The sequence below is a fragment of the Micromonospora sp. WMMA1923 genome (genome assembly GCF_049179195.1).
Classification (GTDB): Bacteria; Actinomycetota; Actinomycetes; order Mycobacteriales; family Micromonosporaceae; genus Micromonospora; species Micromonospora yangpuensis.
In genome coordinates, this window is record NZ_JBMHLZ010000001.1 from 2,018,715 (window position 1) to 2,042,401 (window position 23,687).

Consider the following 23,687-nt stretch of genomic DNA (forward strand, 5'->3'; position numbering starts at 1 on the left):
GATGCTGAGGGCGATCACCGGGTTGCTGCGGCTGTCCTGGCGGCAGGACCGGCGCAAGATGGCCGTGGCGTTGGCGTTGATGGCCGGCAACGCCCTGGCGGTGCCGGCGGGCGCGGTCGCGATCCGGCAGCTGACCAACGCGGCGGTGGCCGGTGACGCCGGCCCGGCGGCCTGGTCCGGCCTGGCCGTCGCGGTGGCCGCAATCGCGGCGCTTACCTGCGCGCACTTCGCGCACATCGGCTACTTCGAGGTGTCCGAACTGAACGTGCTCAGCACCGACGAGCAGCTCATCGGGATCAGCAACGGCACCCCGTACCTCGACCACCACGAGCGGCCCGAGCACGCCGACCGGATGGCCCTGGCCCAGGACGAGCTGCAACGCATCGGCGAGGGCCTGCAGGCGCTGCTGACCGGCGGTGCGCTGGCAGTCAGTCTGCTGCTGACCACCGTGCTGCTCACCTGGGCCCACCCGGCGCTGCTGGCGCTGCCCCTGCTGGCGGCGCTGCCGCTGCTGGCCGGCCGCCGGGCCCAGGCCGCCGCCGACGCCGCCCGTGAGGAGAGCAGCGTCGACACCCGGCAGGCCCGGCACCTGTTCGAGCTGACCACCGACGCGGCCTCGGCCAAGGAACTGCGCCTGCTGGGCCTGGTCGACCATCTGCAGCAGCGCTACGCCGGCCACTGGCGGCGCGCCTCCGGCCGGATCTGGCGCGGCGAGCTGACCGCCGGCCTGTGGCGGGCCGCCGGGCAGAGCGTGTTCGCCCTCGGGTACGTCGCCGCGCTGGTCCTGGTCGTCGGCGACGCGGTACGCGGCCGGGCCGACGTCGGCGACGTGGTGCTGGTGATCATGGTCGCCTCGCAGCTCAACCAGCAGGTGGCCGCCGCGGTGACGATCACCCAACAGCTCCTGCGCAGCGGCCGGTCGCTGCGCCGGCTGGAGGAGGTACGCGCCCTGGTCGCCCGCCCGCCCGACGGGGCCGGGGTGAGTCCGCCCCAGCGGCTGCTGGAGGGCATCCGCCTGCGGCAGGTCACCTTCACCTACCCCGGTGCGGCCGGGCCGGCGCTGCGCGACGTCGACCTGCTGCTGCCCGCCGGCCGCACGGTGGCGATCGTGGGCGAGAACGGCGCGGGCAAGACCACCCTGGTCAAGCTGCTCAACCGGTTCTACGAGCCGGACCACGGCACGATCCTCGTCGACGGGGTCGACCTGCGGGACCTCGACCTGACCGCCTGGCGGGCCCGCACCACCGCCGCGTTCCAGGACTACGCCCGCCCGGAGTTGACCGCCCGACTGGCCGTCGGCATCGGTGACCTGCCCCGGGCCACCGACGACGACGCGGTACGCGCCGGCCTGGCCCGCGCGCACAGCGGCGTCGCCGAGCAGCTGCCGTACGGCCTGGACACCCGGCTGGGCCGCAGCCACGCCGACGGTGGGGTGGAGGCCTCCGGTGGGCAGTGGCAACAGCTCGCGCTCGGCCGGGCGATGATGCGCGACGCCCCGCTGCTGATGGTGCTGGACGAGCCGGCGTCGGCCCTGGACGCCGAGGCCGAGCACCGGCTCTTCGAGCGGTACGCCGACGGCGCGGCTCGGGTCGCCGCGGACAGCGGCGGGGTGACCGTCTTCGTGTCGCACCGGTTCTCGACCGTCCGCACCGCCGACCTGATCATCGTGGTCGGCGACGGGGGAGTCCGCGAGGTGGGCACCCACGACGAGTTGATCCGCCTCGACGGCAGCTACGCCAGCCTCTACGGCACCCAGGCGGCGGCGTACCGGAGCTAGTCAGGCACTCGCTGCTGTCATTGACAACGTTCGTCTCCGCCCGTGGTCAAGAGATGTAGATCGATGAAGCTGTCGCCGGGGTGCCCGTGGTCGTCCTGACCGCCGACCCGGGCGTGCCCGGGTCGGCGGATGCCGGCGGGTGCGGGGCGACTACGGTTGGTGTCCCCGGAGGTGCCGGGTCGAGGAGGCGTCGAACAGCCCGTGGGTGGCTATGGCGTGCAGGTCACGTTGGTGTTGGTCCTGGTGTTGGTGAACGCGGTCTTCGCGGGCAGCGAGATGGCCCTGGTGTCGCTGCGGGAGAGCCAGTTGCAGCGGCTGGAGCGGACGTCGCGGGCCGGAGGGGTGCTGGCGAAGCTGGCCCGGGATCCGAACCGGTTCCTGGCCACGATCCAGATCGGCATCACGCTCGCCGGGTTCCTCGCCTCGGCGGCCGCGGCGGTGTCGCTGGCCGCGCCGCTGGTGCGGCCCCTGGGATTCCTCGGTACGGCGGCGGAGCCCGTGTCGATCGTGCTGGTCACCGTCGTGCTGACCTTCGTCACCCTGGTCTTCGGCGAGCTGGCACCGAAGCGGATCGCGATGCAGCGGGCGGAGGGCTGGGCGCTGCTGGTCGCCCGTCCCCTGGACGCGTTGTCGGCGTTCACCCGGCCGGTGGTGTGGCTGCTGGGCAAGGCCAGTGACGCCGTGGTGCGGTTGACCGGCGGTGACCCGCGGGCCCGCCGGGAGGAGGTCACCACCGAGGAGCTGCGGGACATGGTCGCCGGGCAGCGCAGCCTCACCCCCGAGCACCGGATGATCATCTCGGGGGCGTTCGAGGTGGCCGAGCGGATCCTGCGGGAGATCCTCGTCCCGCGCCGGGAGGTGGTCACCCTCTCCGCGTCGCTGTCGGCGCCACAGGCGCTGCGGGAACTCGGCGCGTCGGGGCAGACCCGCGCGCCGGTGGTGGGCCGCGGCGGCCTGGACGACACGGTCGGCGTGGTGCACATGCGGGACCTGCTCGACCGGGAGGGCCCGGTCACCGACCAGGTGAGCCCGGCGATGTACCTGCCGGAGACGCTGAAGGTGACCGACGCGATCCGGGAGATGCGGTCACAGCGTCAACAGTTCGCCCTCGTGGTCGACGAACGGGGCGCGATCGACGGCATCGTGACGATGGAGGACCTGGTCGAGGAGATCGTCGGGGAGATCTACGACGAGACCGACCGGGACGTGCAGGCGGTCGTCCGGGCACCGGACGGCTCTCTGCTGATGCCGGGTGGTTTCCCCCTGCACGACCTGCCGGACGTGGGCGTGGACCTCAGCGAGGACGACCTGGAGGCCGGTGACTACACGACGGTGGCCGGCCTGGTGCTGGCCCGTCTCGGTCACATCCCCAAGGCGGCCGGCGAGGTCGTCGAGCTGCCGGGGCTGACCGCCGAGGTGGCGGAGGTGACCGGGCGGGCGATCACCCGGGTACGCCTGCGCGTCACCTCGCCCGGCGGTGTCGGGCCGGGGGACGACCCGGGTCGCTGACCCGCGCCGCCCCTGACCCGCGCCGCCCGCCCGGCGTCGGTCAGCAGCCGAGGCGCGTGCTGGACAGGGCGATGTCGTCGATCCACAGGTCGAACTCCGCCGGGGTGGTGCCGCCCTGGTAGAGCTGCCAGCCGATCTTCACCGTGTCGACAGTGGGCAGGACGAAGGGTACGTCGTTGCCGCCGTGGTCGTGGGTGGAGGCGGTCAGCTCCGGGTTGGCCACCCCGTCGATCCACACCGCCACCCGGTTGTCCGCCCGGTCGAGTTTCCACTCCACGCACTGCCAGGTGTCCTCGACCACCGGGGCGGACTCCCGCCAGTTGGTCCAGTCGCCGGTCGGCCCACCGTCGGCGCCCACTCCCCAGAAGACGCCGGGGACGGTGGGGGCGTACTGACCGCCGATCGGCCGGACCACCTCCGCGCTGCCGGTGCCGGTCGCCTCCACCAGGGTGAAGTGCGCCCAGTCGGGGGCGGTCGGGAAGGCGTCCACGCGCAGCCGCATACGCCCGTAGAAGCGGTTGCCCGGCGCGGCGAAGTCGTCGACCCGCAGGAACGCCCGTCCGTTGTCGACGGTGCGTACGTGCAGCACCTGGTTGCCGCGCTTGGCGCGTTCGACGGTGAGCGTGCCGTTGCGGGTGTCGATGCCCCAGTTCAGGCTGCTGGCACCGCCGGTTGGCAACCGCTCGAAGTCCTCGCAGAACAGCAGACGGTCGGTGCAGGAACCGCGGTGGGCGGCGTTGGCGGCGTCGGACGGGACGCTGCCGGCGGTGGCACCGAGCAACAGGGTGGCGGCCACCGCGGCGATCAGGTTACGCATGTTCTCCTCCAGGGGTCGGTGCCGTCCGACGCGGGGCCGGCCGGATGGGGTTGGGAGCGTTCCCATGTATAGCAGAACGTGAATTTCTGCGTGGGGGAGTCGGTGCGGCTCGCCGACCGGCGGGCCGAGGCGGGCTGTGGACGGTCATGGGCCGGAGGCCGTCCCGTCGGACGAAGATCTCCCGCCGCCTCGTGGCGTCGCCGGTCGCGTCCAGCTCGTAACCGTCGAGCCAGACCCAGCCGTGGTAGGTGATCAGGTCTTCGCGGACCCGGATCACCCGGAACATGATCGGCTTGAGGAACTGCACGCTGGCGGCTCGGGTGACGTGCAGGAGGTCGCCGGCCTTGAGGTCGGGCGTCACCGGCTGAACCGTCGCCAGGCCGCTATCCGGGTCCGGGCCGTCGCCACCCTCGGGCACCAGCCGCCGAGGTGGCAGGCAGGGCACCGGTGGTGTCGGTGCTGGTCGAGTACCCGCCAGGCCGCCCGGATCAACACCGGCAACCGACGGCCGGTCACGGTTGCGGCCAGTTCTCGCGGCGGATCGGGATCGGGCGACGCCCGCCGCAGGGGAGGTCCCGCCCGCATCGGCAGGTGGTCCGCTTCAGGATGTGGTTCCACGCCGGGGCGTGTGTCCGGGCCAGGCTCAGGGCGACGGCCGCCAGGTATTCGTCGTAGGTGATCCGTTCACCCATCGCGCCCTCCCTCCACTGAGGGGGCGTGGCGGCCGGGCCACGCACGGTCATCCGACCACCACACCCTGCAACACCGTCTCACGCAAGCAGGTAATCCGCAATATGCGAACCGCTGCTTTGCGTAAGGCCCTTATGTGAAACGAAGTTAGGTTTTCCGCATGGCAAGATGACGGCTATGCCTCCCCGTCAGAGCCCTACGGTCAGACGCCGACGCCTGGCGCTTACCCTGCGACAGCTCCGCGACAGAGCAGGGATTACGTCAGCGGAAGCGGCGAGGCGTGTCGACCACGACGCGAGCTGGCTCAGCCGAATCGAGACGGCCGAGGTTCGGCCACACCCAAACGACGTGCGAGCCCTGCTGTCGCTGTACGGCGTGGAGGGTGCCCAGGCCGAAGCGGTAATCGCGGTAGCCCGTCAGGCGAAACAGCGTGGTTGGTGGCAGCGGTACACCGACGTCCTGCCGGACTGGTTCGCCGAGTACGTCGGGATGGAGTCCGAGGCCTCCGTCATTCGCACCTACGAGTGTCAGATGGTCCCCGGCCTGTTGCAGACCGAGCAGTACGCGCGGGCAGCCTTCGAGGGTGCGCCGGTTCCGATGCGAGGCGACGAGGTCGAGCGCCAGGTCGCATTGCGGTTGGAGCGGCAAGCCATCTTGACGGGGGAGGACCCGCCGATGCTGCGGGTGGTCATCGATGAGGGCGCGGCCCGTCGGGTGGTGGGCGGTCCGGAGGTACTGCAACAGCAGCTCGAACGACTGGTGGAGGAGTCGACGCGGAGCAACGTCCACGTTCAGTTGCTGCCCTACTCGGCCGGCGTTGGGTTCGATGGAAGCTTCGTGATTCTCGATTTTCCGCCGATGCCCGAGCCCTACCCGGACGCCGCCGAGGAACGCATGGTCTACGTGGACACTTTGACCGGGGCGCTGTACCTGGAGCGGCCAGGGGAGATCACCGCCTACGCTGCGGCGCACGAACAACTACAAGCCCTTGCGCTGGCACCCAAACCCACGCGAGATACGCTGCGTTCGATCGCGGCAGACCTGACGGGCTAGGAGGACACAGCATGGACCTGTCTCGCGTCACCTGGCGTAAGAGCACCAGGTCCGGCTCCAGCGGAAACTGCGTCGAGGTCGCCACGCTGTCCCCGACCGTTCTGGTCCGGGACAGCAAGGACCAGCATGGGCCGGTTCTATTGGTTGCCTCAGGACAGTGGACCGGCTTCGTCAAGGGGATCAAGGCCGGCACCTTCGGGTAGCAGGATCAGCGCAGGTCGCCGCCTATGGCGAGGCGTGGGCCATCATGGAGCGGTCTGCGCTTACCGAAGCGCAGTCCCGGAAGCTCATGGCGTCGATCGCAGAGGAACAGTCATGACCACGCTCACCTGGAAGAAGAGCACGCGTAGTAACGCCGGTGGGGACTGCGTCGAGGTTGCCACACCACCCCAGCTCGTCCTGGTCCGGGACAGCAAGGACCAGCAGGGGCCGGTGCTGTCGTTCACCTCCGGACAGTGGACCGGCTTCGTCCGAGGGATCAAGGTCGGCACCTTCGACGCGTGAACAACGGCCCCGGGTGTGGGCGGAAGTCCACACCCGGGCCAGCCGTCGCCCACGACGCCACGTACCCCGCTCAGCCCTGATAGTGGTGGTCGACCAGCAGGTAGAGGCCGACGGCCGTGCCGACGACGACGATCACGGCCCGCAGCAGGGTCGCCGGTAGGCGGCGCGCCCACCGGGCACCGACGTACCCGCCGGCGATGGCGGCCGGGGCGAGCAGCGCGGCGGCGGCCCAGTTCACCGGCCCGAACAGCCCGAAGACGCCGATGGTGGTCACCCCCATCATCCCGGACAGGAGGTTCTTCAGCGCGTTGATCCGGGCCAGCGTGGTGTCCAGGGCCAGGGTCAGCCCGGAGATCAGCATCAGCCCGAGCGCCTGGGCGAAGTAGCCGCAGTAGACCGAGGTGACTCCGACCACGGCGTGCAGGGTCCAGGCCCGACGGCGCGGCCCGAGGTCGCGGGGATGACCGACCAGCCGCCACAGTGGACCCTGCAGGGCCAGCATCGCGGTCGCCCCCAGCACCAGGAACGGTACGACCGTCTCGAAGACCCGGGCCGGCGTGCCCAGCAGGATCAGACAGCCGGCCAGGGTGCCGACGACGGTGGTGGGCAGCAGGAGCGCCCACTGGCGTACCTGAGGCAGGTCGCTGCGGGTGGCCACGGCGGCGGTCAGGTTGCCGGTGCAGAGGGCGACCGTGTTGGTGACGGTCGCCGCCACCGGCGGGATTCCGACCGCGATCAACGCCGGGAAGCTGAGCAGTCCGCCGCCTCCGGCCATCGCCCCGATGGCCCCGGCGGCGAAACCGGCGGCCAGCATCAGCACCACCTCGACCGGATCCACGCCTGGGACCCTAGGCGTCCGCGCTGGCGGACGTTGTCCCGCCCACCGGCGCGTGAGCCTCGGTCAGTCGGCGCTGTGGGCGTGCCGGGCGGCCCGTTCGGCCAGCCACAGCCAGCGGCGCTGCACCTCGCCACCGGTGGCGGCGACCATCGCCAGGGCGTCACCGCGTACGGCGGTCAGCGCCTTGGCGTCGGCGGCCGGGTCCTCCACCAGGGCCGCGCCGTCGCGGAACGCCTCGGCCTCGGCCGACCCGCCGAACCGGGGGGCCACCTCGTCGCGCCAGAAGTCGGCCCAGGTCAGCTCGGGATTCCAGGAGAACCGGGCGTACGCCAGGTAGCTGACCTCGTTGGTCGGGTGGTACGCGGAGGCCTCGGCGAAGATGGTCAGCCCGCGCATGCCGGCGGCGGCGGTCCGGGTGGCCATGTCGGTGTACATCTCCGGCACCCAGGAGTGCCGCTGCCGGTTCCACTGTGATCCGGCGTGGGTGCGCAGCACGTTGGTGGTGTGCGGCAACGCCGAGACGTGTTCGGCAGTGAGCCGGTCACGGTTGTCGTACCAGAAGCCCCGGTTGACGCAGTACTGGTAGGCCACGTCGTCGGGTAGGTCGGCCAGCGGGCGTTGGGCGTCGAGGTCGAAGATGTTGTCCCAGTAGACCTCGACCAGGTGGCGCAGGGGCACCCCGGCCGGTCCGGGCCGTCGGGCGGTGTCCAGCAGCGTCGGATACACCGACCGCATCGCCTCGTACGACCAGGAGGTCCGTTCCCCGCCGGTGCGCTCGACGCACCGCGCGCAGGCGCAGCTGCCGTAGTCGCCGGTCTCGAAGTTGATCCCACCCACCGGCAGGGTGTCCAGCAGCCAGTCGATGGCGTCGCGGTGCCAGGCCAGGTTGTCCGGCTGGGACGGGCAGGCGGCCATCATGTACTCGCTGGCCGGGAAGTGCAGGTCACCGAACTCGTCGATGTCGAAGCCGACCTTCTTCGGCAGTTCGGCGGCCAGGTCGGGGCGCTGCCGCAGCCAGGTGGCGAGGTTGTAGCGGTGCCGGCCGTCGAAGTAGATGCCGCCGTAGGCGTTGATCCCCACCCCGGCGATGATCCGCACCCCCCGGGCGTTGGCGTACTCGCACAGCTCGCGGGCCGCCTCGACGCCGCCGTGGGCGTCGCGCAGCAGCCCGTAGACCACGATGCCGCCGATCCGCTCCCGGCTGCAGAAGTCGACAAGCCGCCGGTAGTCGGCCCCGAAGGCGTCGACCCCCTTGGCGTACGGGTTCAGGGCGCCGATCTCCTGCTGGCCGAGCTGCCGCAGGTCCCAGTTGGTGGAGTGGTCCCAGGTCCACAGGGTCCGCAGGGCCAACCCCGGCGCGCTCTCGACGGTGCCGACGGGCAGGCCGGCCGGGGTGGTCCGGGCCAGCAGGTCGCGTACGGCGTGGACCAGGCCGGCGAACGGGTCACCGACGATGCGGATCTCCCCGGTCTCGCCGACCTCGACCCGGAACGCGCCCTCGGCAAGGGTCGGGTCGGCGGTGAACGAGACCGGTGTGTCGCCGGTGCCGAGGGCGTCGGTCAGCAGCCCGGCGGCGTACGGCGCGTGGTCGGCGCCGGTGACCCGGACTCCGGTGACCTGGCGGTGTGTCGACATCAAGACCTCCCGAGGGACGGCGGGGTGGCGGCGAGGAATTCGACCACCTCGATGGCCGTCCACACCCGGTGTTGCCAGTACGGATCGTGTTCGAGCAGGGTGCGGGCCGCCGTCGCGTCGGCCGCCCGCAGCACCAGCACCGAGGCGCGCAGGTCGGCCCGGGCCCCGGCGACCAGCGCGGTGCCGCTGGCCAGCAGCGCGCCGACGTGGTCCAGGTGGGCGGCCCGGTACGGCTCGCGGCGGCGGGCCGCGTCGGCGGCGAAGGTGGCGGTGACCAGCCAGGTGGTTTCGAACCTCACGAGTCGGCCCCGATCGCGCCCACCAGTCGTTGCAGGGCCACCCGGTAGACCGTCTGTGGGCGGCCCGCCCCGGTGCTGACGTGCACCCCGACCTCCTCGGCGAAGCCGGCCGCCCGCAGCGACTTGAGCAGCCGGCGGGCCGAGCGGGTCTCCACCCCGTACGCGTCGGCCAGCCCGCGCGCGGTGACCTGGTGCGGGTCCATCTGGTGCAGCGCCTCCAGCAGCCGTCGGGTGGACAGCGGGCCGAGTCGCAGCTGTTCGGAGACCCGCAGCACCCCGGGGGTGGTCTCGCGCAGCCGCTGCTTGACCGCGCTGGAGCGGGTGGAGTAGATGTCGCCGTCGGGGAAGACCACGTGGGTGTCGCCGGCCCGGCCCAGCGCCAGGGCCTGGCGGGCGTTGGCCTCGGCGGCGGCGATGGTGGTGCCCGCGCCGAAGCCGACGGTGTGTTCGCCGTCGACGCCGCGCAGGGTGAGCAGCGAGGCGTGTCCGGCCCGGTGCCGGGCGATGGCGCTCTCCACGGTGCCCCGGGTGGTGGTGATCAGCAGGGTCCGGTCGTCGATGGCCGCCAGCCGGCCGCGCATCCGCTCGGCGTGCTCCAGCAGCGCCTCGCGCAGCCGGAGCCGCTGCCGTTCGACCTGGTACGGGTCGAGCTGCCGGTGGGTCGGGTCGCTCACCTCGACCAGCATCACCGCGATCTGGGTGGCGCGGGACTGGCGTACCTCGGCGGCCTGCCAGGCCCGGCGCAGCGCGTCGCGCACCGAGGCCCGGGTGTGCTCGACCCGCCACACCGGCACCCCGTGCTCGCGCAGCTCCTGGTGTACCGCGCCGAGGCAGGTCAGGCAGGCCTCGACCGCCCCGGCGGCGTAGCGTTCCCGGTGGTACGCGGCGATGTCGGCCAGCCCGGAGAAGAGCAGCCCGGAGGAGTCGGCGATGGGCAGGATCTCGGTGGGCGGGGTCAGCTCGATGTCGTGGTACGTCTCCCGGACGGTGTCGGCCTCGATGGTGTCCACACTGACCGTGGGCAGCCGCCCGCCGCCGGCCAGCAGCATCCGCGACAGGGTCCGGTACAGGTCGATGCCGGCGTGCCGGATGTAGTCGATCTCGGCGCGCAGCCCACCGGTGGCGGCGGCGAAGGCGTACGGAATGCGGCCGGTGAAGAGCAGCACCTGGCACAGGTCGTCCAGCTCCCGGGCCAGCTCGGCGGCCTGCTCGGGGTTGGTGTAGACGCGGACGGTCACCTCGTCGGCACGTCCCTCGCCGGCGGCCACCTCCTGCACGAGCCGGATCGAGTCCTCCGGGCCGATGATCCCGATCACGATGCTGCCTCCACGTCGTCGCCCTGGCCGTACGGTCGGGCTGCTCAGCCGGTGTAGACGGTGCCGGCGATGCCGGCGGCGACCGGCGCGGCCAGCAGCGTCAGCACCGACGCCACGTCCTCGGGGCGACCCAGGGCCGCCTCGATCCGGGTGACCTGACCGCTGTCGGTGCCGTTGGCCCGCGCCTCGTCCAGCGACCGTCGCATCAGCGGCGTGTCGATGTCGCCCGGACAGAGCGTGTGCACCCGGATCCCGCGTGGACCGAGCTGGCGGGCCAGCGTCAGCGCCAGGCCGTGCAGTCCTCCCTTGCTCGCGCCGTAGGGTACCGACCCGCTGCCGGCGAGCACGCCCGCCTTGGAGCCGACCAGCACGAGCACCCCGTCGCCGCCGCCCAGGTGCCGTACGGCGTGCTTGGCGACCAGGAACGGCCCGGTGAGGTTGACCGCGACGACCCGTTGCCACAGCTCCAGCGGCAGGTCGGCGACGTCGGTGCCCTGCCCGCGCATCACGCCCGCGACGTGCAGCACCGCGTCGAGGCCGCCGAGGTCGGCGGCGGCGGCGTCCAGCGCGGCGGCTACCTGCGGCTCGGCGGTGACGTCGACGGTGTGCGCGTAGGCGTCCGCCCCGGCCGCCCGGGCCTGCGCGGCGGCCTCGGCGGCACCGTCGGCGTCGGCGTCGAGCACCGCCACGGCCGCGCCAGCCGCGGCGGCGGCCCGGACGGTGGCCAGGCCGATGCCGGATGCGCCTCCGACGACGACCACCCGGCGGCCGACCAGCAGGCCGGCCGCCGGGTTGTCGCCGGTCACCGCTGGACCGTCCGGCGGACCGCCGCCACGATGTGCTCGGCCTCGGGGACCACGGCCTTCTGCAGGGCCGGCGCGGCCGGCATCGGCACGTCCGGTGCGGCCACCCGGGCCACCGGGGCGCGCAGGTCGGCGAAGCACTCCGACGCCGCGCGGGCGGCGATCTCCGCGCCGAAGCCACCGGTCAGGTTCGCCTCGTGGGCGACGACCAACCGGCCGGTGCGCGACACCGACGCCCCCACCGTGTCGAAGTCCAGCGGGTTCAGCCAGCGCAGGTCGACCACCTCGGTCTCGATGCCCTCGGCGGCGAGGGTGCCGGCGGCGGCCAGCGCCGCCGGGACCATCCGGGACCAGGCCACCACGGTCGCGTCGGCGCCCTCGCGGACCACCCGGGCCCCGCCGACCGGCTCCACCGGCGCGTCGGTGCGGACCGGCCCCTTGCTCGGGTAGAGCATCCGGGCCTCCGCGACCACCACCGGGTCGTCGCTGGTCACCGCGGTGCGCAACATCTGGTACGCGTCGTCCGGGGTGGCCGGCAACGCCACCCGCAGCCCCGGGGTGTGCGCCAGGTACGCCTCGATCGAGTGGGAGTGCTGGGCGCACGCCCCCGGCGAGTAGCCCTGCTGCATCCGGATCACCAGCGGGGCCCGCCACCGGCCGGCGCTTGCGTAGTGGATGTTGGCGATCTGGTTGACCAGCTGGTCCATCGCCACGAACGTGAAGTCGGCGTACATGATCTCGGCGATCGGCCGCAGGCCGGTCATCGCCGCGCCGAGGGCCATGCCCAGGAACCCGGTCTCGGAGATCGGGGTGTCGAAGATCCGCTCCGAGCCGAACCGCTTGTGCAGACCCTTGGTCGCCCCGAACGGCCCGCCGGGCAGGGCGACGTCCTCACCGAAGTAGACGGTGTCGGTCCGGCTGTCCAACGCCCAGGTCAGGGCGGCGTTGACGGCCTGGATGTAGCGCAGCGACTCAGACATAGACGTGCTCCTTGGCGGTCGCCGGGTCCGGGTACGGCACCTCGCGGGCGGCGGTCACGGCGGCCTCCACCTCGGCGGCCACCTCGGCGTCGACGGCGTCGAGCCGGGCGGTCAGCTCGGCGTCGGCGGCGGCCCGGATCCGGGCCAGCGGCTCCCGCTCGCGGGCGGCGGCGATCTCGCCGGCCGGCCGGTAGTGCTGCACGTCCCCGCTGTAGTGGCCGACCAGCCGTTCGGTCATCGCCTCCACGATCGACGGTCCGGCGCCCTCCCGGGCCCGGGTGACCGCCTCGGCGACGGCCTCGGCGACCGTGTCGGGGTCGTTGCCGTCCACGACCCGGCCGGGGATGCCGTATCCGGCGGCCCGTTCGGCGAGCTGCCGGACCCGGACCATGTCGGAGATCCGGGACATCTCCGAGTAGACGTTGTTCTCCACCACCAGCACCAGCGGCAGGTCCAGCACGGCGGCCAGGTTGATCGCCTCGTGCACGTTGCCCTGGTTCATCGCGCCGTCACCGATGCTGACCACGCTCACCGCGCCGCTGCCCGTGCGCTGGGCGGTCAGCGCCGCCCCGGTGGCGATCGGCACGCCGGCGCCGACGATGGAGTTCTCCCCGACGAACCAGCGGCCCGGGTCGGAGAGGTACGGCGAGGCCGACCGGCCGCCGTTGACGCTGGAGTCGCGCCCCATCATCTCGGCGAACAGTCCGGTCATGTCCACGCCCCGGGCCAGCGCCCAACCGTGGCCCCGGTAGGTCGCGGTGACGTGGTCGCCGTCGCGCAGCGCGCGGGCCGCGCCGACCGGGATCGCCTCCTGACCGTTGCACAGGTGGATCGAACCCGGGATCTCGCCGTCGTCCTTGAGGGCGGCCAGCCGCTCCTCGAACCGGCGGATCCGGGCCATCGCCCGGTAGTCGTCCGGCAGACCCATCACACCCCCAGTGAAGAATTAGAGCCCTATTCTGGCTCGTTCGGATTGGAGCCTAGACCAGGCACGTCATGCTATGGAAGAGTGCGGGAGCAAGTTTGTGGCCGTTATAGGGCTCTAATTTGGGGGCAGCATGGAGATCACCGCCGTCGAGTCGGTGGTGCGGGGCGACGCGCACTTCGTCGCGGTGCACACCTCGGCCGGACTGGTCGGCGTCGGCCAGTCCGCCTGCTGGGGCTATCCCGACGCGGTGCACGCCGTCGTGCGGACCTTCCGGCCGCACCTGCTCGGCGCGGACCCGGACCGCATCGAGCACCACTGGCACCACCTCTACCGGATGGGACCGTTCCGCGGCTCGGTGCTCACCGCCGCGGTCTCCGCGATCGACCTGGCCCTGTGGGACCTGCTCGGCAAGCGCCTGCAGGTGCCGGTCTGGCAACTGCTCGGCGGGCGGGTCCGCGACCGGATCCGGCTGCACCTGCTGCTGCCCGGCACCGGCGCCGACGCCCTCGCCGCTCAGGCCGCCGCCGCGGTCGCCGACGGCTTCACCGCGGTCAAGTTCGACCCGCTGCCGGCGAACTACGGCGACCTGTCGCTGGCCCGGCTGGTCACCGAGACCGCGGCGACCACCGCCGCCGTGCGCGACACCGTCGGACCCGACGTCGACCTGCTCATCGAGCTGCACCGCAAACTCACCCCGTTGCAGGCCGAGGTGGTCGTGCCGGCGGTGGGCCGGCTGCTGCCCCTGATGGTCGAGGACCCCGTGCAGATCGACAGCGTCAGCAGTCAGGCCGAGGTCGCCCGGCGGGCCCTCGGGGTGCCGATGGCCAACGGGGAACGGCTGCACACCATCTGGGAGTTCAAGGAGCTGCTCGCCCAGGGTGGCGCCCAGTACGTGCGCCCCGACCTCGGCCTGGCCGGCGGGATCAGCCACGCCCGTAAGATCGCCGCGCTGGCCGAGTCGTACCACGCCGCCGTGGTCAGCCACAACTGCCTCGGCCCCCTGCTCACCATGGCCTCGGTGCAGCTGGACACCGCCATCCCCAACTTCGTCACCCAGGAGTACTCACCCCTGGACGACACCCTCGCCGACGGCCCGGCCCGGCCCTGCGTGCGCCGCGAGGGCGGCTACCTGCCGGTGCCCACCGAACCCGGTCTCGGCGTCACCCTCGACCTCACCGACGAGACCCCCCTCGACCTCACCGGCCGCCCCCTCACCCGCATCCCGCTGCGCGCCGACGGCTCCGTCGCCTACGCCGTCTAGGTGCAAGGAAGGGCCCCCTGTTAACGCTTTCTGATGTACAGGGGGCCCCTGCAAACACCTGGCGGCGCGCACCCACGTCGCGTGCCGGGAACAGCCGGGCCGGCAGTCAGGACGGGCGGCCGGCGTGGTGGAAGACCGGGTACGCCCACAGTGGCGCACCGTCGGCGTCGGCGATCTCGGCGAAGAGGTGCGCCAGCGACGCCGTCCACCGGGCCTGTACCTCGGCGTCGCCGGTGACCCGGCTGGCGTGGTCGAAGCCCCACCGGGTCCGCAGCACGCAGATCAGCAGCAGGCCGTGCCGGTAGATGGTGTAGTCGTACAGGCCGGCGTCGTCCAGCAGGGCGAGCAGCTCCGGCCAGACCTCGGCGTGCCGGCGCTCGTACTCGGCCTCGGCCCCGGGGCGCAGCCGGTACAGGTAGCACAGCTGCCGTCCCGGCCCCCGGGCCGGTGCCGCCGACGACCCGGTGCCGGGATCGTCGACGGCACCGGGGTCCACGCCCCGTGCGGTGCCGGGCCGGTCGGCCGGTGTGCTCACTTGCCGGAACCGGCCAGCGCGCCGGAGACCAGTTGCCGCTGGAACACCAGGTAGATGATGAGCACCGGGAGCAGGGCCACGATCAGGCCGGCGCTGACCAGCGGCACCGAGACGTCGTACTGGCCGCTGAGCATGGAGACCCCGACCATCAGCGTCTTGGAGTCCGAGCCGCCCATGATGACCAGCGGCAGCAGCAGGTCGTTCCACATCCAGACGAAGTTGAAGATGGCCAGCGCGGCCAGCGCCGGGGTGGCGATCGGGGCGAGCAGCCGGAACAGGATGGTGAAGTGTCCCGCCCCGTCGACCCGGGCCGCCTCGATCAGCTCGTCGGGCACCTGCTGGAAGTAGCCGGCCAGCTGGTAGGTCCCCAGCGGCAGGCCGAACGCCGCGTACGCCAGGATCAGCCCCTGGTACTGCCCGGACATGCCGAGGTCCAGTACCGTCTGGTACAGCGGGTAGATGATCGCCTGGCTGGGGATGGTCAGGGTGATGATGATCAGCAGGAAGACCACCTTGCCGCCGCGGAACCGCAACTTCGTCACCGTGTACGCGACGAGCATCGCGGCCAGCACCGACAGCACCAGACCGCCGACCGTGGTGACGATGGAGTTGAGCAGCAGCCGGGGCATGTCCATCCGGCGGAACGCCTCGACGTAGTTGTCGAAGGTGATCCCGGCCGGCAGCCCGAGCGGGTCCTGGGCGAAGCCGGTCTGCGTCTTCAGCGAGCTGACCACGGTGAACAGCAGCGGGTAGACCGCGGCCACCGCGACCACCACCAGCGCGAAGGTCAACAGGTAGCGCCCGATCTGGGCGGAGTGTCGCCGGTTCATTTCGGCTTCCTGGTCCCCTCTTTGAACATGTGCCGGACGCTGAAGATCGACAGCAGGGCGACGAAGACGAACAGGGCGATACCGATGGCCGAGCCGTATCCGCGGTCCAGGAACTGGAAGGTGGTCAGGAAGACCAGGTACTCCGGCAGCATGGTGGCGTTGCCGGGGCCGCCCTGGGTCAGCGCGTAGATCAGTGGGAAGAGCCAGATCAACACCCCGGAGGCGCAGAGCACACTCCAGTACGCCACGGTCGGGCGCAGCATCGGCACCACCACCGAGACCAGCCGCCGCCAGAATCCGGCTCCGTCGAGGTACGCGGCCTCCAGCACCTCGTCGGGAATGGTGGCCAGCCCGGCCAGGTAGGTCATCACGCCCAGCCCGAAGAAGCTCCACAGGGCGACCGCGACCAGGCTGAACAGGGCGCTGTTCTGCCCGTTGAGCCACTCGATGGCCAGCGGCGCCAACCCGACCGCGCGTAGCAGGGCGTTGATCGGGCCGTCCGGGGAGAGGATCTGGCGGAACATGATGCCGACCACGATCGGCGCGATGGTGTACGGGATGAAGTAGACCGCCCGGAAGAACTGCCAACCGGGTGCCCGCTGGTGGATCAGCACCGCCAGGACCAGTGGGAACACCACCCAGACCGGCAGGGTGGCCACCACCAGCAGCGCGTTGCGGAAGCTGGCCAGCACCACCGGGTCGTCGAACATCCGGGTGTAGTTGTCCGCGCCGGCGAACGTGCTGTCGCCGAACCCGCCGGAGGACTCGAAACTGGTGATCACGCCCCGGGCCAGCGGCACCAGCTTGAAGGTGACCGCCAGCACCACCGCCGGCAGCACCATCAGGGCCCCGAGCCACCACTCCCGGGCGTGGGCGTTGCGCCGGGTACGGCGTACCGGCGGTGGGGTTGTCGCGACGGCCGGCTCGGCGGCGGGCGCGGTGGAGATGCTCATCGGTTGTTGTCCTCCCCAGGGCGCACCGGGTGGGACGGCGCCGGCCGTCCCACCCGGGTTGCGGCTAGTTGCCCTGCTTCTTGGTGGGGCTGCGCTCCAGCGCCTGCTGCATCTGCTCGGCCCACTTGTCCACGGTGAGCTGGCCGAGGGTGACCTGCTGCCAGCCGCGGGCCAGCGCGTCGGCCTCCGGGCCGGAGAGCATCACACCGGCGTGCAGGGTCGGGTCGGCGACCAGCTCCTGGATCTTCTTGAAGGCCGGCGACGACGGCAGCAGCGCCGGGTCGACGTTCCGGTTCAGCGGCTGCCCCTTGGCGTGCTTGACCCACAGCTCGCCGTTCTCCTTGCCGGCCAGCCAGGTGATGAACTCCAGGCCGGCGTCCTTCTTCTCGCTCCACTTGGTCACGCCGTAGACGGCGCCCTCGATGCCGGAGAACTTCTGCGCCAACGGCGCGGACTGGTTGATCACCGGCCACCGGGTGACGCCGAGCTTGTCGTCACCGAGGGCCTTGCCGAAGGCCTCCCAGTTCACCGCGTCGGAGATGATGGTGCCGGCGAAGGCGGCGTCACCGCGCTGGAAGATGTCCGCGCCGTCGGGCAGCATGGTGATCGACGGGGCGTTGCGGTTCGTCCAGCCCTTGGTGGTGATCTCGGCCAGCTTCTCCAGGGTCTGGACCAGCTTCGGGTCCTTCCAGGACAGGGTGCCGGCGAGCAGGCCCCGGATGTCGTCCTCGCTCAGGAAGTTGCGGGCGATCTCCGGGAAGTCCCAGTACGCCGGGAAGGTGCCGGACAGCCCCAGCGCCAGGCAGGTCTTGCCGGCCTTCTTCACCGCCTCACAGGCGGCCCCGAACTCGTCCCAGGTGGCCGGCGGCTTTTCCGGGTCCAGCCCGGCGGCGGTCAGCACGTCCTTGTTGTAGTAGAGGACGTTGCCCTGGTACGAGAAGGGGACGCCGAAGCACTCCTTGCTGGTGTCGAAGCCCTCGCAGGCCCCGCTGTAGGTGACCAGGTCCTTGTTGATCTCAGCGGCCCGCTCGCCCAGCGGCACGTACGCGCCCCGCCTGTCGAACAGCTCCAGTCCGGCGTTGTTGGCCATCACGTCCGGCCCGGACTGCGAGGTGATGTAGGGCCCCTGCACCTCGGGGTACTTGTCGAAGGGGACGGCCTGCATCTCCAGCTTGATGTCCGGGTGGCTGGCCTCGAAGGTCGACTTGACCTGCTGCCAGTACTCGGTGCCACCCGGCTCCCAGGTGAGCACCTTCAGGGTGACCGGGCCGTCGGCGGCGCTGTCGCCACCGCCGCACCCGGCCAGCGCCACGGCGGCGGCCACACCGGCGGCGAGGACGCCGGCCAATCTACGTCGAAACATCGGCGGAAGCTCCTGTCAGGAGAGGGGATCGGGGGATATCCGGCGGGTAGCGCCACCGGCGGCGGCGCTGTCGGTGACGGCGGCGGCGACCTGCACCACGTGCAGTCCGTCGGCGAGCGGGACGACCGCCGTGGACTCGGTGCCGGTCACCTGGGCGACGAAGTGGCGCAGCTGTGCGGCGAGCGCGCCGCCACCGTCGGGCGGCGACAGCAACCAGTCCGGTGCCTCGGTCGTCTCGCCCTGCACCAGCAGGGTGGGGTGGCCGAGGTCGACGTGCGCGACACCGTCGGTGCCGTACACCTCGACCAGGTCGCTCGTGTGGTTGGCGGTGTGTTCGGGCAGCAGGTAGCTGTTGCGGATCGACGACACGACGTCGTTGGCGTGCCGAAGCTCCGCCCAGACCAGGACCGGCGCGGCCGGTCCGGGTCGGGTCCGGGTCGCCGCGCGCACCTCGACCACCGGGGACTGGGCGTACCAGATCGCCAGGTCGATGTCGTGCACGGCGGTGAGCAGGGCGGGGTGCTCGTCGGGGAAGAGCCGGCTGAGGGCGCGGGGCCGGTCCCGGCGGGAGGAGACCGCCAGCACCTGCCCGAGCCGACCGGCGCGTACCGCCTCGTACAGTGCCCGGTGCGGGGCGCTGTGCCGCAGGATGTGCCCCGGCTGGCAGAGCACCCCGTGGGTGTGCGCGGCGCGCACGATCGCGGCGGCGTCGGCCACCGTCGCGGCGAGCGGCTTCTCCACCAGCACCGGTACGCCGGCGGCGAGCAACGCCACCGCGACCGCCCGGTGCGCCGGACCGGGTACGCAGACCGAGGCCGCCTGCGGCGCCGCGTCGGCGAGCAACTCCTCGACGGTGGCGAAGGTCCGGGACACCCCGTGTGCGGCGGCCACCCGGGCCCGGGTGACCGGGTCGGGGTCGACCAGCGCGGTCACCGGCACCCCCAGCGACCGGTACGCGGCCACGTGCCGCTGCCCGAACGCGCCGGCCCCGATCACCGCGACCTCGGGCGGGGTGATCATGACGGCACCGCCGCGACGGTCGGGTCCGTACCCGGGGCAGCCGAGCCGTTCGCGTCGGCCGACCCCGTTCGCTGCGCCGCCGGTGTGTCGGCCGAGCCTGTGCGCTGCGCCGCCGGTGCGTCGGCCGAGCCTGTTCGCTGCGCCGCCGGTGCGCCGGCCGTCGACGGCCCTCCCGTCGGGGCGTCGGTCGACCGGGGCGCTGCGGACGGGGTGAGCCGGCCGTCGAGCACGGCGCGGGTGAGCCGGTCGAGGGCGGTCACCCCGACGGCCAGGCAGCGTTCGTCGACGTCGAAGGTGCCGGAGTGCAGGGGGGCGCCGCCGCGTTCGCCGGTCACCCCGAGCTTGACGTACAGGCTGGGGCCGAGCGCGCCGAGCAGGGCGAAGTCGTCGGTGGTCAGCGGCGGCACGGCCAGGTCGACCACCTCGACCAGGTCGGACAGCTCGGTGTGGGCCAACGCGACCAGTTCGGCGGCGTTGCGTACCGGGGGCATCTCGTTGGCCCAGGTGAACCGCACCCCGAGGTCGAGGGCGGCGGCCTGTTGCCGGGCGAGGCGCTCGATGACGGTCTTGAGCCGCTCGCGGACCGCCTCGTCGTGGGTGCGCAGGGTGCCGGTCGCCTCGGCGTACCCGGCCACCTGGCTCTGGCTGGCGCCCCCGGCGATGGTGCCGATGTTGAACGCGACCAGCTCGTCGGCGTTGCGGGAGCGGGCCACCGCCGCGTGCAGCAGGTTGACCATGCCGCTGAGGCCGAGGATGGCGTCGCGGCCCAGTGCCGGGGTGGCGGCGTGGGCGGTCCGGCCGAGCACCTCGACCCGGAAGGCGTCCTTGGCCGCCATCGCGGTGGTCCGGTCCACGCCGAGCGTGCCGACCGGCAGGTCCGGCCAGCAGTGCAGGCCGAGGACGGCGTCGAAGCGCCGCCCGCGCAGGGCGTCGTCGCGCAGCACGGCCGCGGCGCCGGAGGCCTCGCCGAAGGGGATCTCCTCGGCGGGCTGGAAGAGCACGGCCACCGACCCCCTCGCCGGTGGGTCGGCGGCGAGCCGGGCGGCCACCCCGTACGCGACGGTCATGTGCACGTCGTGTCCGCAGGCGTGGCAGACCCCGGCGTTCGTCGAGGCGTACGGCTCGGTCTTGACGTCCTGGACCGGATAGGCATCCATATCGGCCCGAAGGAGCACGGCGGGTCCGGGGAGGGGGCCGTCAACCTCCAGGAGGAGGCCGGTGCCGGCAAGTCCGGTACGGACCCGGCCGAACGGCTGAAGCATCCCGGCCAGCAACCCGGCCGTCGCGTGCTCGGTAAACCGCAGCTCGGGATGGTGATGGAGCTGACGACGCAGCCGTACCAGCTCGTCAACCTCGTCGCTTGCCAGCGTCACCCGCTTCACCCCTCGCTCGCGGCCTGCAATCCGGACCTAATTGAGACAAGAACCTAAGTCAGGGGGGTGGCCACGTCAATAACCAGGAGAAAACTGGGTTATGGTCCGTGACCATGGACCGCGCTGACGCCCACCTGCACCTCTTCGCCGACGGGTACCCGGGCCGCTACGGCCGCTCGCCCGCCGGGGGACCGGAGGTCGCGCTGTACGAGGACCTCCGCCGCGAACACCGCATCGGCCGGGCGCTGGTCGTCGGGTACGAGGGCGAGCCGCGCTTCGCCGGGAACAACGACTACCTGGCCGGACTGGCCCGCACCCACGACTGGATCGCCCCGGTCGGCTACGTCCCCGCCGACGCGCCGCCCACCGACGACACGCTGCGACGGTGGTGGTCGGCGGGCTTCGTCGGAGTGGCCGGCTACCTGGCCGACGCCGCGCGGGCCGAGCGGTTCGCCGACTGGCTGACCGCCGCCGCCCCGGCGCTGACCCGGGCCGGCGCGGTGGTCAGCCTCAACGCCACCCCCGCCGTGACCGCCCGGATGGGCCCCGCGCTCGCCGCGCTGGACGGCTGCCCGGTGCTCTTCAGCCACCTCGGGCTGCCCGGCAGCCGACCCACCCCGCCGGCCGCGCGGGACGCCGCCGAGGCCCTCGCCCCGCTGCGCGCCCTGGCCCGGCTACCGCACGTCGGGGTCAAGATCTCCGGCCTGTACGCGGTAAGCGAGCCCAGCCACGCCTGGCCGCACCCGGCCGCCCGCCCCTTCGTCGACGTGCTGCTGGACAGCTTCGGCACCCGACGGCTCTACTGGGGCTCGGACTTCCCGCCCAGCCTGGACCACGTCTCGTTCGCGCAGACCCTCGACCCGGTCGGGCTGGACGACCTCAGCCCGACCGAACGCGCCGACATCCTCGGCGCCAACCTGCACCGCGCCCTGCAGACCTGAGGCCGGCGCGGGCACCGCTGCTCCGGCGTCGTCACCGACGGCGTCGCGCCGCCCCCGGGTTCACCGCTGCGGCTCGGCGGCGTCGTCCCCGCGACGGCGCTCGTCCCGGCGTCGCGCCGCCCGGCCAGCAACCCGGGCCACGACCACCGGCAGCACGTGCACCACGGTGACGATCACGGCCACCAGGATCAGGACCTGACCGACGCCGAGCCCGTGCCAGGCCAGCACCAACGCGGCACACCCGCCGGTGACCACGGAGTGCAACGCCACCCGCAACGCGGTCGTGCGCAGCGACGTGTCCTCGTCGGGGCCCTCGGAGATCCTGCCGCGCCGCACCAGCGCGGTGATCATCGTGCCCACCGCGACCAGCACGGCGATCTGCGCCGCCCACCCGGCGGTCGCCCCGATGCCGGCCCGGTCGGTCACCGCCGGCGCCACCAGGGTGGCACCGGCGAGGACCAGGAAGATCGGCGGCCAGCTGAGCACCATCGCGGTGGTCACGGCCATGGTCATCAACCGGGCCACCCCGACCGGGGGTTCCTCGACCTGGACGCGTACGGCCTCGGGAGCCCAGACGAGCTTGCGGGGCGACGGGCTGTCCGGTGCGGGCTGCGACATGCCGAACAACCTATCGGTCGGCCACCACCCGCCGATGCGGGTGGCCGCCGACCGGGGCACCGGACCGGGTCACTGCCAGCGGAACAGCGCGGCGGCCACGACCGGGCCCAGCACCGCCGTGACCACCAGGGCGGCCAGGTTCGTGGGGTCGACCGGCAGCCCCGCCCAGGCGGCGGAGAGCGCCTCGACCGTGGCGCCGAAGGGCAGCAACCCGCCGACCTGCCGGACCGGCTCCGGCAGGGCGTCGGTGCCGCCGAACAGCCCGCCGACCGCGCCGAGGGCGAAGAAGCCGACCAGCCCGATCGCCACGGCGGAGTTCGGGGTGGGTGCCACGGCGGCGACCAGCAGACCCAGGCCGTACATCGCGGCGACGCCGAGCCCGACGACACCGAGGGCGACCCCGAGGTGCGCGGGCGGACGGGCACCGAGGGCGGTGACCGCGACCGCGTACGCCACGGCGATGCCGACCACGGCCTGCCCCAGGCTCACCACCACCTGTGCGCCGAGCACCATCGCCGGTGAGGCGGGGGTGACCGCGAACCGGCGGAGGATCCCGCTGCGGCGGTAGTAGGCCAGGAAGCTCGGCATGTTGATGATGCCGACCGAGGCGATGACGATGGTGAAGACCAGCGGCAGGACGTGGACGTCCAGGGCCGAGCGGCCGTTGACGACCTCCTGCCGCCCGGCCGACGACGCGTTCATCACCATGATCAGCAGAGGCAGGCCGATCGGCACCACCAGCCCGGCGGTGTCCCGGGCCACCATCTTCGCCTCGCACCGGATCAGCGTCAGCCAGGCCCGTGGCCCCGGTCGCCGGGCCGTCGTGGCGGTCATGCCGCAGCCTCCCGCCCGAGGTCGCGACCGGTGAGGGCGACGAACGCCTCCTCCAGGTCGGCCGTGCCGGTCCGGGCCACCAGCTCGGCCGGGGTGCCCAGGGCGACGATCCGGCCGCCGTCGAGCACGGCGACCCGGTCGCAGAGCCGCTCGACCTCGTCCATCGCGTGGCTGACCAGCACCACCGTCTCGTCGCGCAGCGCCTCCACGCCGGCCCACACCCGGCGCCGGGCGTGCGGATCCAGGCCGGTGGTGAGTTCGTCGAGGATCACCACGCGCGGCCGGCCGACCAGCGCGAGGGCGATGGAGAGCCGCTGCTGCTGGCCGCCGGAGAGCTTCTCGAACCGGGTACGCCGCCGGTCGACCAGCCCGACCAGGTCGAGCAGCTCGGCGGCCGGGCGTGGATCGGGATAGAAACTGCGGTAGAGCCCGACCAGTTCGGCGACGGTCAACGCGTGGTGCAGCTGGGCCTGTTGCAGCTGCACACCGAGCACCTGCCGCAGCGCCGCCCGGTCCCGGCGCGGATCCAGACCGGCGACGGTGACCCGGCCCCGGTCCGGGGTGCGCAGACCGGCGATCAGCTCGACAGTGGTGGTCTTGCCGGCGCCGTTGGCCCCGAGCAGGCCCAGCACCTCGCCGGCGGCGACCCGCAGACTCACGTCGTCGACCGCCACGACGTCGCCGTACCGCTTCGACAGGTGTTCGGCACAGATGACTGGTTCGTTCATACCTGCCATGGTGGGTGCGCCACCCGGGCCCGCGCCTGTGCCGTCGGTCAGGCGTACCGACCATGACTTTCGGCACCGTCGG

General features: G+C 72.6%; 25 protein-coding genes and 1 pseudogene. 7 read left to right on the top strand and 19 right to left on the bottom strand.

Going from position 1 to position 23,687, the window contains the following annotated elements; translation table 11 throughout:
- The first annotated feature begins 1 nt into the window (after nucleotide 1).
- Both ACN28G_RS09205 and ACN28G_RS09210 read left to right on the top strand, forming a co-directional pair.
- A complete protein-coding gene (locus ACN28G_RS09205; RefSeq protein ID WP_091446366.1) occupies nucleotides 2–1,777 on the top strand; it encodes an ABC transporter ATP-binding protein in 1,776 nt (591 codons plus the stop codon).
- A gap of 201 nt (nucleotides 1,778–1,978) precedes the next feature.
- Nucleotides 1,979–3,286 (top strand): hemolysin family protein, encoded by a 1,308-nt coding sequence (locus tag ACN28G_RS09210; RefSeq protein ID WP_091437247.1) that lies wholly within the window; start codon nucleotides 1,979–1,981, stop codon nucleotides 3,284–3,286.
- Between the two features lie 40 nt (nucleotides 3,287–3,326).
- On the opposite strand, the gene ACN28G_RS09215 is transcribed toward ACN28G_RS09210, so the two are convergent.
- The 3 genes and pseudogenes from ACN28G_RS09215 to ACN28G_RS09225 all read right to left on the bottom strand — a co-directional run bounded on the left by ACN28G_RS09215 (nucleotide 3,327) and on the right by ACN28G_RS09225 (nucleotide 4,795).
- Nucleotides 3,327–4,103: a hypothetical protein gene (locus tag ACN28G_RS09215; protein ID WP_091437250.1), complete on the bottom strand. Its 777-nt coding sequence runs from the start codon at nucleotides 4,101–4,103 to the stop codon at nucleotides 3,327–3,329.
- A 103-nt stretch (nucleotides 4,104–4,206) separates the two neighbouring features.
- A pseudogene (locus tag ACN28G_RS09220) lies at nucleotides 4,207–4,464 on the bottom strand (hypothetical protein); the annotation flags it as partial.
- A gap of 151 nt (nucleotides 4,465–4,615) precedes the next feature.
- Nucleotides 4,616–4,795, bottom strand: a complete 180-nt coding sequence (locus ACN28G_RS09225) for a hypothetical protein (protein WP_091437253.1) — start codon at nucleotides 4,793–4,795, stop codon at nucleotides 4,616–4,618.
- A 175-nt stretch (nucleotides 4,796–4,970) separates the two neighbouring features.
- Between ACN28G_RS09225 and ACN28G_RS09230 the strand changes: the two genes are divergently transcribed.
- From ACN28G_RS09230 to ACN28G_RS09240, 3 genes are all read left to right on the top strand, one after another.
- Nucleotides 4,971–5,846, top strand: coding sequence for a helix-turn-helix domain-containing protein (locus ACN28G_RS09230; protein WP_229688495.1), 876 nt, complete (start codon nucleotides 4,971–4,973; stop codon nucleotides 5,844–5,846).
- A gap of 11 nt (nucleotides 5,847–5,857) precedes the next feature.
- Nucleotides 5,858–6,049 (top strand): DUF397 domain-containing protein, encoded by a 192-nt coding sequence (locus ACN28G_RS09235; RefSeq protein WP_091437257.1) that lies wholly within the window; start codon nucleotides 5,858–5,860, stop codon nucleotides 6,047–6,049.
- Nucleotides 6,050–6,161: 112 nt separating this feature from the next.
- Nucleotides 6,162–6,350, top strand: a complete 189-nt coding sequence (locus ACN28G_RS09240; RefSeq protein WP_091437259.1) for a DUF397 domain-containing protein — start codon at nucleotides 6,162–6,164, stop codon at nucleotides 6,348–6,350.
- A 70-nt stretch (nucleotides 6,351–6,420) separates the two neighbouring features.
- Here ACN28G_RS09240 and ACN28G_RS09245 read toward each other — a convergent pair whose 3' ends face one another.
- The 7 genes from ACN28G_RS09245 to ACN28G_RS09275 form a co-directional block, all read right to left on the bottom strand.
- Nucleotides 6,421–7,188, bottom strand: coding sequence for a sulfite exporter TauE/SafE family protein (locus ACN28G_RS09245; RefSeq protein WP_373868378.1), 768 nt, complete (start codon nucleotides 7,186–7,188; stop codon nucleotides 6,421–6,423).
- 63 nt (nucleotides 7,189–7,251) lie between these two features.
- On the bottom strand, nucleotides 7,252–8,823 hold the full coding sequence (locus ACN28G_RS09250; protein ID WP_091437261.1) for a hypothetical protein: 1,572 nt from the start codon (nucleotides 8,821–8,823) through the stop codon (nucleotides 7,252–7,254).
- Nucleotides 8,823–9,122 carry a YciI family protein gene (locus ACN28G_RS09255; RefSeq protein WP_091437263.1) on the bottom strand — a complete coding sequence of 100 codons (300 nt, stop codon included), beginning with the start codon at nucleotides 9,120–9,122 and terminating at the stop codon, nucleotides 8,823–8,825. The genes ACN28G_RS09250 and ACN28G_RS09255 overlap by 1 nt, the downstream gene beginning before the upstream one ends.
- Entirely contained in the window at nucleotides 9,119–10,438 is a 1,320-nt protein-coding gene (locus tag ACN28G_RS09260; protein ID WP_091437267.1) for a hypothetical protein, read from the bottom strand. Before ACN28G_RS09260 ends, ACN28G_RS09255 begins: the two co-directional genes overlap by 4 nt.
- Nucleotides 10,439–10,482: 44 nt before the next feature.
- Nucleotides 10,483–11,244, bottom strand: a complete 762-nt coding sequence (locus tag ACN28G_RS09265) for an SDR family oxidoreductase (protein ID WP_091437269.1) — start codon at nucleotides 11,242–11,244, stop codon at nucleotides 10,483–10,485.
- A complete protein-coding gene (locus tag ACN28G_RS09270) occupies nucleotides 11,241–12,221 on the bottom strand; it encodes an alpha-ketoacid dehydrogenase subunit beta (protein WP_217628807.1) in 981 nt (326 codons plus the stop codon). The genes ACN28G_RS09265 and ACN28G_RS09270 overlap by 4 nt, the downstream gene beginning before the upstream one ends.
- Nucleotides 12,214–13,149 (bottom strand): thiamine pyrophosphate-dependent dehydrogenase E1 component subunit alpha, encoded by a 936-nt coding sequence (locus tag ACN28G_RS09275; RefSeq protein WP_217628930.1) that lies wholly within the window; start codon nucleotides 13,147–13,149, stop codon nucleotides 12,214–12,216. The genes ACN28G_RS09270 and ACN28G_RS09275 overlap by 8 nt, the downstream gene beginning before the upstream one ends.
- Nucleotides 13,150–13,279: 130 nt before the next feature.
- On the opposite strand from ACN28G_RS09275, the gene ACN28G_RS09280 reads away from it, so the two are divergent.
- Nucleotides 13,280–14,410 carry a mandelate racemase/muconate lactonizing enzyme family protein gene (locus tag ACN28G_RS09280; protein ID WP_421478911.1) on the top strand — a complete coding sequence of 377 codons (1,131 nt, stop codon included), beginning with the start codon at nucleotides 13,280–13,282 and terminating at the stop codon, nucleotides 14,408–14,410.
- 106 nt (nucleotides 14,411–14,516) lie between these two features.
- On the opposite strand, the gene ACN28G_RS09285 is transcribed toward ACN28G_RS09280, so the two are convergent.
- The 6 genes from ACN28G_RS09285 to ACN28G_RS09310 form a co-directional block, all read right to left on the bottom strand.
- Nucleotides 14,517–14,945 (bottom strand): L-rhamnose mutarotase, encoded by a 429-nt coding sequence (locus ACN28G_RS09285; protein WP_421478912.1) that lies wholly within the window; start codon nucleotides 14,943–14,945, stop codon nucleotides 14,517–14,519.
- A complete protein-coding gene (locus tag ACN28G_RS09290) occupies nucleotides 14,942–15,775 on the bottom strand; it encodes a carbohydrate ABC transporter permease (RefSeq protein ID WP_091437274.1) in 834 nt (277 codons plus the stop codon). The genes ACN28G_RS09285 and ACN28G_RS09290 overlap by 4 nt, the downstream gene beginning before the upstream one ends.
- Nucleotides 15,772–16,728 carry a carbohydrate ABC transporter permease gene (locus ACN28G_RS09295; RefSeq protein ID WP_421478913.1) on the bottom strand — a complete coding sequence of 319 codons (957 nt, stop codon included), beginning with the start codon at nucleotides 16,726–16,728 and terminating at the stop codon, nucleotides 15,772–15,774. The genes ACN28G_RS09290 and ACN28G_RS09295 overlap by 4 nt, the downstream gene beginning before the upstream one ends.
- A gap of 64 nt (nucleotides 16,729–16,792) precedes the next feature.
- Nucleotides 16,793–18,091, bottom strand: a complete 1,299-nt coding sequence (locus ACN28G_RS09300; RefSeq protein WP_421478914.1) for an ABC transporter substrate-binding protein — start codon at nucleotides 18,089–18,091, stop codon at nucleotides 16,793–16,795.
- Between the two features lie 15 nt (nucleotides 18,092–18,106).
- Nucleotides 18,107–19,111: a Gfo/Idh/MocA family protein gene (locus ACN28G_RS09305; protein ID WP_421478915.1), complete on the bottom strand. Its 1,005-nt coding sequence runs from the start codon at nucleotides 19,109–19,111 to the stop codon at nucleotides 18,107–18,109.
- Complete coding sequence (locus tag ACN28G_RS09310) at nucleotides 19,108–20,484, bottom strand: M20 metallopeptidase family protein (protein ID WP_421478916.1); 1,377 nt, start codon at nucleotides 20,482–20,484, stop codon at nucleotides 19,108–19,110. Before ACN28G_RS09310 ends, ACN28G_RS09305 begins: the two co-directional genes overlap by 4 nt.
- 113 nt (nucleotides 20,485–20,597) lie before the next feature.
- On the opposite strand from ACN28G_RS09310, the gene ACN28G_RS09315 reads away from it, so the two are divergent.
- Nucleotides 20,598–21,425, top strand: a complete 828-nt coding sequence (locus ACN28G_RS09315) for an amidohydrolase family protein (protein ID WP_421478917.1) — start codon at nucleotides 20,598–20,600, stop codon at nucleotides 21,423–21,425.
- Nucleotides 21,426–21,485: 60 nt separating this feature from the next.
- Here ACN28G_RS09315 and ACN28G_RS09320 read toward each other — a convergent pair whose 3' ends face one another.
- From ACN28G_RS09320 to ACN28G_RS09330, 3 genes are all read right to left on the bottom strand, one after another.
- Entirely contained in the window at nucleotides 21,486–22,043 is a 558-nt protein-coding gene (locus ACN28G_RS09320; protein WP_421478918.1) for a hypothetical protein, read from the bottom strand.
- A gap of 69 nt (nucleotides 22,044–22,112) precedes the next feature.
- Nucleotides 22,113–22,877, bottom strand: a complete 765-nt coding sequence (locus tag ACN28G_RS09325) for an ABC transporter permease (protein ID WP_421478919.1) — start codon at nucleotides 22,875–22,877, stop codon at nucleotides 22,113–22,115.
- Nucleotides 22,874–23,605 carry an ABC transporter ATP-binding protein gene (locus ACN28G_RS09330; RefSeq protein ID WP_421478920.1) on the bottom strand — a complete coding sequence of 244 codons (732 nt, stop codon included), beginning with the start codon at nucleotides 23,603–23,605 and terminating at the stop codon, nucleotides 22,874–22,876. The genes ACN28G_RS09325 and ACN28G_RS09330 overlap by 4 nt, the downstream gene beginning before the upstream one ends.
- Between the last annotated feature and the right edge of the window lie 82 nt (nucleotides 23,606–23,687).

Excerpts from the sequence above, each read along its gene's own strand:
- ACN28G_RS09230 (WP_229688495.1), top strand. The coding sequence starts at position 4,971 with ATGCCTCCCCGTCAGAGCCCTACGGTCAGACGCCGACGCCTGGCGCTT.
- ACN28G_RS09215 (WP_091437250.1), bottom strand. The coding sequence starts at position 4,103 with ATGCGTAACCTGATCGCCGCGGTGGCCGCCACCCTGTTGCTCGGTGCC.
- ACN28G_RS09275 (WP_217628930.1), bottom strand. The coding sequence starts at position 13,149 with ATGGGTCTGCCGGACGACTACCGGGCGATGGCCCGGATCCGCCGGTTC.
- ACN28G_RS09225 (WP_091437253.1), bottom strand. The coding sequence starts at position 4,795 with ATGGGTGAACGGATCACCTACGACGAATACCTGGCGGCCGTCGCCCTG.
- ACN28G_RS09300 (WP_421478914.1), bottom strand. The coding sequence starts at position 18,091 with ATGTTTCGACGTAGATTGGCCGGCGTCCTCGCCGCCGGTGTGGCCGCC.
- ACN28G_RS09250 (WP_091437261.1), bottom strand. The coding sequence starts at position 8,823 with ATGTCGACACACCGCCAGGTCACCGGAGTCCGGGTCACCGGCGCCGAC.
- ACN28G_RS09320 (WP_421478918.1), bottom strand. The coding sequence starts at position 22,043 with ATGTCGCAGCCCGCACCGGACAGCCCGTCGCCCCGCAAGCTCGTCTGG.
- ACN28G_RS09280 (WP_421478911.1), top strand. The coding sequence starts at position 13,280 with ATGGAGATCACCGCCGTCGAGTCGGTGGTGCGGGGCGACGCGCACTTC.
- ACN28G_RS09305 (WP_421478915.1), bottom strand. The coding sequence starts at position 19,111 with ATGATCACCCCGCCCGAGGTCGCGGTGATCGGGGCCGGCGCGTTCGGG.
- ACN28G_RS09315 (WP_421478917.1), top strand. The coding sequence starts at position 20,598 with ATGGACCGCGCTGACGCCCACCTGCACCTCTTCGCCGACGGGTACCCG.
- ACN28G_RS09290 (WP_091437274.1), bottom strand. The coding sequence starts at position 15,775 with ATGAACCGGCGACACTCCGCCCAGATCGGGCGCTACCTGTTGACCTTC.
- ACN28G_RS09205 (WP_091446366.1), top strand. The coding sequence starts at position 2 with ATGCTGAGGGCGATCACCGGGTTGCTGCGGCTGTCCTGGCGGCAGGAC.
- ACN28G_RS09235 (WP_091437257.1), top strand. The coding sequence starts at position 5,858 with ATGGACCTGTCTCGCGTCACCTGGCGTAAGAGCACCAGGTCCGGCTCC.
- ACN28G_RS09330 (WP_421478920.1), bottom strand. The coding sequence starts at position 23,605 with ATGAACGAACCAGTCATCTGTGCCGAACACCTGTCGAAGCGGTACGGC.
- ACN28G_RS09240 (WP_091437259.1), top strand. The coding sequence starts at position 6,162 with ATGACCACGCTCACCTGGAAGAAGAGCACGCGTAGTAACGCCGGTGGG.
- ACN28G_RS09325 (WP_421478919.1), bottom strand. The coding sequence starts at position 22,877 with ATGACCGCCACGACGGCCCGGCGACCGGGGCCACGGGCCTGGCTGACG.
- ACN28G_RS09295 (WP_421478913.1), bottom strand. The coding sequence starts at position 16,728 with ATGAGCATCTCCACCGCGCCCGCCGCCGAGCCGGCCGTCGCGACAACC.
- ACN28G_RS09270 (WP_217628807.1), bottom strand. The coding sequence starts at position 12,221 with ATGTCTGAGTCGCTGCGCTACATCCAGGCCGTCAACGCCGCCCTGACC.